A 6748-nucleotide genomic window follows, 5' to 3' on the forward strand; every position below is an offset into this window, starting at 1 on the left:
ACGGGAAACAATCACCGCCGCGGGAAAAAACTTGCGATCCGCTGTGCGTCGTCCCTCACACCCCACCGCGAGACGTGCTCACGGCACCGGTCGATCGGCCGCTACGACGCTCGACGGCCCTCCGCGACCAGGGCGGCCACCTGACGCGCGTACTCGGTGGGGTGGGTGACGTGCGGGACGTGTCCGGCGCCTTCGAAGGTGTACGTCGCCGACCGCGGGAGCGCACCGTGGAGCCGCCCGACGATCGTGGCGAACCACGGCGGGCTCTCGCTGCCCTTCGTCAGCAGGGCGGGCCCCGGGTAGCCGGAGAGGCCGCCGAGGTCGAGGTCGGCCCACGCCGGGTCGCTCTGCTCGTCCGCGAACGTGGCCGCGTTGGCACGGAACGTCTCCCGCACCCGGTCCGGCATCCGCTCCCACTCCCCGGGACCGAAGGCGACCTCCTCCACGAACTGCCGCGCCCCCGCGACCGTTTCACCCGCCCGCAACCGGTCGACGACGGACGCCATACGCCGCCCGGTGGCCGCCATCAGCGGACGTGACCCGGGGTCGTCGGCCACGATGCCCATCAGCGGCGGTTCGTGCGCGACGATCCCCCGGAAGAGCTCCGGACGGCGGGTGGCCAGGCCCAGCGCGGTCGACGCGCCGAAGGAGTTGCCCGCGACGAACGCCGGGGCGAAGCCGATGGTCTGCATCAGCGCCGCCAGGTCGTCCTCGTCCTCGCGACGTGACCCCTGCCCGGGTGGGCGCTCGCTCCGGCTGTGTCCGCGACGGTCGTACACCAGCACCCGGTGGTCCCGGGTGAGAGCCTTCAGGACCGGCACCCAGTTGTAGTGGTCGCCCCAGGACCCATGGACCAGGACCAGCGGATCGCCGTCGCCCGCCACCTCGTAGAAGAGTTCCACGCCGTTCACCGCGACCCGTGGCATTCCCTGTTCTCCCCTCGTCCTCTCGCCGATCAGCGCAGGTGCCGCTCGAAGAAGGCCATCGTGGCGTCCATGGAGTCCGGCCACCGCGGCCCGAAGGTGTGCCCCTCGCCCCGGTACGTCCGCAGCTTCACGTCCTTGTCGGCCGCCTCGAACGCGGCGACCGTCTCCCTCGTCCAGGCCAGGGGACAGGTGTCGTCGGCGGTGCCGTGGTGGATCAGCAGGGGCTCGGTGACCCGGTCCACGTAGGTGACCGGCGAGATCTGCCGCCAGAACTCCGGGTTCTCCTTCGGCGTGCCGTGCGCGGTCTCGATCTCCTGGACGAGCGGGTCGCCCTCGGGGCGCTGGAACTGGTCGATGTTCTGCTCCGGCCGCGAGCTGACCGGCGCGAAGACGACGGCGGCATCGACCAGCCCCGGCGCCACGACCAGCGTGTTGTACACGACCCCACCGCCCATCGACCGCCCCAGCAGCCCGATCCGCTCGTCGTCGACGTTCGGCCGCGCGGCGGAGCGCAGGGCGAGCACGGCGGCGATGACGTCCTCGGTGTAGCCGAGCCGCAGGTTGACGTCGTTGTCGGGGTCGTCGTCGGAGCCGGCGTGGTTGCGGTAGTCGGTGTGCAGGACGACATAGCCGTTGCGGGCGAGGAGGTCCTGCTCCCGGGGCATGCCGCGGCCGGTGGTGTAGACGTCCGGGTCGATGTAGCCGTGTGCCAGGACCAGCGCCGGGAACGGGCCCTCGCCCTCGGGGACGTTCATGATCCCCGAGATCGTCAGGTCGTTCGCGCGGTAGGTGACGGCGTACTGCGTATAGGCGTCGGTACGGACGCGTACGGCACCGAGCCGGAGGTCGGAACCCCGGTGCTCGCGCTGCATCAGGGCGGGGAGGGAAACCGGGTCGGCGGGCGTCGGGGAGGGCGAGGGCGTCGTGGCGGGGGGTTCGCCGCCGGTCCGGGGTGACGTCGACGAGGTCTCGGTGCGCGCCGTGTCCTCGGCGTCGCCTCCGCCTCCGGTGCAGCCCGCGGCGGCCACCAGCGCGAGTCCGGCGGCGAGACACGAGGCGCCTCGCGGTAACCGCATGACGTCCAGTATCCGGCCCTCGGCCGGCGGACGCGCCCCCTCCGCGAGGCCGCGGGAGAGCCGTTGTGAGGCACATCACCTTGGGGCTAGGGTGATAGCGCTTGAGGAAGCCCACCGGCCGTGGGCCGAGCGGCGGCGCGCGCGACCGGGACGGCTTCAGGTGAGGGAAGTGATCCCGTTGTCCGTCGCCTGGGACGACATCGGCGGGCTCGCCGATGCACACGAACGGTTCCTCGCCGGCTCACTGGTCGAGTCGGACGTGCGGGACTCGGTGCTCGACTCCTGGAAGCGATGCCGCTCCGCCGGGCTGGAGCCGCACCGGCTGCTGGTCCGCTACACCGGCGACGTGACGCTGGACGACCGGCTGCTGCGCGCCGTCGACCCGGTCCTGAAGGCGCTGTCCGCCTCCCTCGCCGATGGGGGCATGGCGATCGCGCTCTGCGACGGACAAGGCCGGATGGTCCAGCGGCTCGGCGGGGACCGACAACTGCGCGAGCGCCTCGACGCGGTCAAGTTCGCCCCCGGGTTCGACGCCTCGGAACCCGTCGTGGGCACCAACGGCATCGGCACCGCCCTCACCGAGCGCGGCCCCGTCTACATCGCCGGCCGGGAGCACTTCGCCGACTGCCTGCAGCCCTTCGCGTGTGCGGGGGCGCCCGTCCGGGACCCGCTCAGCGGGCGCATCGAGGCCGTCCTCGATCTCACCTGCCTGCGCGACCAGGGCGATCCGGCCATGGTGCGGATGGTCCGCGAGGCCGCCCGGGACATCGAGGCCCTGCTGCTGGAGCAAGCCACCCGACGGGAACGCGCGCTCCTCGCCGCGTACCGGCGGGGCGACGGCCATACGGCGGGCCGGCCGAAGCAGTCCGCGCAACCGCAGCCCGGCCAGGACGGCGGCGCCCTCGCCCGGATCGATCTGGCGGTACTGCGCGAGAAGGCCGAGGAACTCCTCGCCGCACCGCACCGCACCCTCGACGAGATCACCCTGCCGAGCGGCCGGACCGCCATGCTGTGGCGTCGGCAGGTGCGGGGAGCGGCGGGGGAGAGCGGGGTCGCGGTGGAGGTGCGGGTGCTGGGCGGGCCCCGCCTGAGGCATCTGCGTCCGGCGCCACCCGGGCCCGCGGCGCCCCCGCCCCGGCCCGCACCGGAGTCCACCGAAGCACTCCCACCGCCCGGCCCGACTCCCCGGCCGCCCACACCGGACGCGTACCCCGACGGGACCGGTGCCCCGCACCCGGCCGTATCCCCGCCCCGGACCTCCACCCTCCCCGAACCCGAGCCGGACGGCGCCGGAGCCGAAGGCTGGCTGCTCCTCGTGGGCGAGCCCGGCGTCGGCCGGCTGGCCGTCCTCGCGCGCCGGCGCCTGGAGCTGCTGCACGACGTGAGCGTCCGCATCGGCACCACCCTCGACGTCACCCGCACCGCGGAGGAGCTCGCCGAGGTGACCGTCCCCCGGTTCGCCGACTTCGTCGCCGTCGACCTGCCCGACTCCGTGCTGCGCGGCGAGGAACCGGAGGCGGTCGGCGGCCGGACCGCGTTGCGGCGGGTGGCCATCCGGGCCGTCCGCCGGGATCCGCACAACCTCTACGACGTCGGCGATCACGTCGAGTACGTTCCGTCCACGCCGCAGGCCCGCTCCCTGGAGACGAGACAGTCCGTACTGGAACCCGTCCTGTCCGAGGCGGGCGGCTGGATCGCACAGGACCCGGAGCGGCTGGAGCGGGTGCTCGCGGCCGGCATCCACTCCCTGATCACCGTGCCGCTACGGGCCCGTGGCACGACCCTCGGCGTGGTCAGCTTCTACCGCTCCCTGCAGCCCGCCCCCTTCGAGAACGACGACCTGTCCCTCGCCCAGGAGCTGGTCGGCCGCGCGGCGATCTGCATCGACAACGCCCGCCGCTACACCCGCGAACACAACACCGCCCTCACCCTGCAACGCAGCCTGCTGCCGAGGGGCCGTTCCGAACAGAGCGCCGTCGAGGTCGCCTACCGCTATCTGCCCGCGCAGGCCGGCGTCGGCGGCGACTGGTTCGACGTCATCCCGCTGTCCGGGGCCCGGGTCGCGCTCGTCGTGGGCGACGTCGTCGGGCACGGCCTGCACGCCGCCGCCACGATGGGCCGACTGCGCACAGCCGTCCACAACTTCTGCTCCCTGGAGCTACCGCCCGACGACGTCCTCACCCACCTCGACGACCTGGTCGGCCGACTCGACCGCGGCGAGGGCTGGGCCGCGGAGAGCGCCCCCGACTCCGGCATCGTCGGCGCCACCTGTCTGTACGCCGTCTACGATCCGGTGTCCCGGCACTGCACCCTCACCCGCGCCGGGCACCCCCTGCCCGCGGTCGTCGCGCCCGACGGCACGGTCGAGTTCGTCGACCTGCCCTCCGGCCCGCCCCTCGGCCTGGGCGGAATGCCGTTCGAGACGGTCGAGCTGGAGCTCGCCGAGGGCAGCCAACTCGTGCTCTACACCGACGGTTTGATCGAGGACCGGCACCGCGACATCGACGCCGGCCTGGACAGGCTGCGCGCTGTCCTGACCTGCGCCGGCCGCCCGCCGGAGGAGACCTGCGAGGCCGTCCTCGACGCCCTGCTCCCGGCCCGCCCCGGCGACGACGTCGCGCTGCTCGTCGCCCGCACCCACGCCCTGGGCCCCGACCGGGTGGCCCAGTGGGACCTGCCCAGTGACCCGGCGATCGTCTCCCACGCGCGCGTGGCGGTCACCGAACGGCTCGCCGCCTGGCATCTCGACGAGCTGGCCTTCACCACCGAACTGATCGCCAGCGAACTGGTCACCAATGCCATCCGCCACGCCACCGGCCCCATCCAACTCCGCCTCCTGCGCGACCGCGCCCTGATCTGCGAGGTCTCCGACGGCAGCAGCACCTCCCCCCGCCTGCGCCGCGCCCGCACCGAGGACGAGGGAGGCCGGGGCCTGTTCCTCGTCGCGCAACTCACCGAGCGGTGGGGCACGCGGTACTCACCCCACGGGAAGATCATTTGGGCGGAGCAGCCGCTGCCGTGAGGCGGGGCGGTTCAAGGGGAGCCGACCTCGAACCAGACGACTTTGCCGGTGCTGAGGCGGGTGGCGCCCCAGCGGCGGGCGAGTCGGTTGACGAGGTAGAGGCCGCGTCCGCCTTCGTCGGTGGCGCGGGCTTGGCGCAACCGCGGCAACTGCGGTACGTCGTCGCCGACTTCGCAGCGCAGGACGTCGGTGCGTAGCAGGCGCAGGGTGACGGGTCGGGTGGCGTAGCGGACGGCGTTGGTGACGACTTCGCTGACGAGGAGTTCGACGGAGTCGGTGAGTTCTTCCAGTCCCCAGCGGGCCAGGGCGCGTCGGGCGAGGCGGCGGGCGCGGCCGGGGGCGGCGTCTTCGGGCTCGAGGAACCAGTAGGCGACGTCGCTGGGGGCGATGCCGTCGAAGCGGGCGGCGAGCAGGGCGATGTCGTCGTCGCGGTCGCCGGGGCCGAGCATGTCGAGGACTTCGTCGCAGAGGGCTTCGAGGGGCGGGGGGTGGTCGGGTCCGGTGAGCTGGGCGGTCGCGGCGAGCTTTTCGCGTAGTTGCTCTATGCCGGTCCAGACGTCGCGCAGCCGGGACTCGACCAGGCCGTCGGTGTACAGAAGCAGCGTCGCTCCGGCCGGCGCGTCCAGTTCCACGGCCTCGAAGTCGACGCCGCCGACGCCGATCGGGGCGCCCGCGGGAACGCGGAGTACTTCTGCCCGGCCGCCGAGGTGGAGCAGGACGGGTGGTGGGTGGCCGGCGTTGGCGATGGTGATGCGGTGGGATACGGGGTCGTAGACGGCGTACAGGCAGGTGGCCATGCGGTCGGTGCCCAGGCGTTGGGCCTGTTCGTCGAGGTGGTGGAGGACTTCTTGTGGGGGCAGGTCGAGGCCGGCGAGGGTCTGGGCGGTGGTGCGCAGTTGGCCCATGATCGCGGCCGAGGTCATGGAGTGGCCCATGACGTCGCCGACGACCAGGGCGACGCGGCTGCCGGGCAGGGGGATCGCGTCGTACCAGTCGCCGCCGACGCGGGCGGTTTCGGCGGCGGGGAGGTAGCGGGAGGCGAGCCGGACGCCGGTGGGGCGGGGGAGTGTTTCGGGCAGCATGGTGCGCTGGAGTTCGTCGGCGATGTAGGCCTCGCGGCCGTAGAGGACGGCTTTGTCGATGCCGAGGGCGCTGTGGGTGGCGAGTTGGGCGGCGACGAGGAGGTCGTCGGGTTCGAAGGCGAGGCGGTCGGGGCGGCGTAGGAAGACGGCGGCGCCGATGACGCGGCGGCGGCCTCGTAGGGGGGCGAGGATGGCGCGTTGTCCGTCGGGGATGATCAGTTCGCCGTCGTCGCCGAGGAGTTCGGGCAGGGCGGCGCGGGCTGCGGGTGCGTCGGCGAAGACGGGGCGTACGCCGCGCAGGACCTCGGCGAGCGCGCCGCCGGGGCGGACCTCGCACAACTCGGCGGTCAGGGCCGACAACTCGGCCAGCTCCGTCGGCTCCGGCTGGGCCTGCGCGGGCAGGAAGCCGCCGTCGGTGTCCCGTTCCTCGGGGATGCGGTCCGTGCGGCGCAGGCGCAGGACGACGGGGCCGGTGGGCCGTTCGTCGCCGACGGGGAGGGGGTCGCGCAGGTAGACGAGGATCGCGTCGGAGAAGGTCGGCACGGTCGCCCGGCACAGCCCCATCACGATCTCGTCCAGGTCGATACCGCGCGCGATCCGCCGGGTCGCGGCGCCGACGAAGCGCAGCCGGTCACCGTCCCG

The 6748-nt window shown here is 73.4% G+C and carries 4 protein-coding genes; 1 reads left to right on the plus strand and 3 read right to left on the minus strand.

Features of this window, described 5'->3' with window-relative positions; genetic code table 11:
* Positions 1-101: 101 nt before the first annotated feature.
* Both BLU79_RS44410 and BLU79_RS44415 read right to left on the minus strand, forming a co-directional pair.
* The gene (locus BLU79_RS44410; protein ID WP_093911741.1) at positions 102-926 is read right to left on the minus strand and encodes an alpha/beta fold hydrolase; all 825 of its coding nucleotides are present in this window, start codon (positions 924-926) and stop codon (positions 102-104) included.
* Positions 927-955: 29 nt separating this feature from the next.
* The gene (locus BLU79_RS44415; protein ID WP_256333718.1) at positions 956-2002 is read right to left on the minus strand and encodes an alpha/beta hydrolase family protein; all 1047 of its coding nucleotides are present in this window, start codon (positions 2000-2002) and stop codon (positions 956-958) included.
* 169 nt (positions 2003-2171) lie between these two features.
* Here BLU79_RS44415 and BLU79_RS44420 point away from each other — a divergent pair, with 169 nt between their 5' ends.
* The gene (locus BLU79_RS44420) at positions 2172-5024 is read left to right on the plus strand and encodes a SpoIIE family protein phosphatase (protein WP_256333719.1); all 2853 of its coding nucleotides are present in this window, start codon (positions 2172-2174) and stop codon (positions 5022-5024) included.
* Positions 5025-5035: 11 nt separating this feature from the next.
* Here BLU79_RS44420 and BLU79_RS44425 read toward each other — a convergent pair.
* A partial coding sequence (locus BLU79_RS44425; RefSeq protein ID WP_093911743.1) for an ATP-binding SpoIIE family protein phosphatase occupies positions 5036-6748 on the minus strand: 1713 nt, incomplete at its 5' end.

The organism is Streptomyces sp. cf386 (assembly GCF_900103585.1).
Taxonomy (GTDB): Bacteria; Actinomycetota; Actinomycetes; order Streptomycetales; family Streptomycetaceae; genus Streptomyces.

Coding starts and splice junctions, on each gene's coding strand:
- BLU79_RS44410 (WP_093911741.1), bottom strand. CDS start 926: ATGCCACGGGTCGCGGTGAACGGCGTGGAACTCTTCTACGAGGTGGCG.
- BLU79_RS44415 (WP_256333718.1), bottom strand. CDS start 2,002: ATGCGGTTACCGCGAGGCGCCTCGTGTCTCGCCGCCGGACTCGCGCTG.